This is a genomic window from Syntrophomonas sp. UBA1041 (assembly GCF_002316705.1).
Classification (GTDB): domain Bacteria; phylum Bacillota; class Syntrophomonadia; order Syntrophomonadales; family Syntrophomonadaceae; genus DTU019.
Map to the genome: position 1 here is coordinate 34,835 of NZ_DCEA01000063.1, position 239 is coordinate 35,073.

Sequence of the window (239 nt, forward strand, 5' to 3'; positions counted from 1 at the left end):
ATCTTTGTCGTTTCGATCATGCCCTGTACGGCGAAGAAGTTTGAAGTCGAGCGTCCCGAAATGGCTTCTTCCGGACAGCAGGATGTCGATGTGGTATTAACCACCAGAGAGCTTGGCCGGATGATCCGCGAGGCTGGTATTGATTTCCCCAACCTTGAGGATGGCGAATTTGATGCCCCGCTGGGCATCTCGACAGGAGCGGCCCTCATTTTCGGTGCCAGCGGCGGTGTCATGGAAGC

General features: G+C 55.6%; 1 protein-coding gene. It reads left to right on the plus strand.

Going from position 1 to position 239, the window contains the following annotated elements; translation table 11 throughout:
- Positions 1-239: [Fe-Fe] hydrogenase large subunit C-terminal domain-containing protein (locus tag B2633_RS09095; protein WP_483170288.1), on the plus strand; the 239-nt coding region annotated here is incomplete at both ends.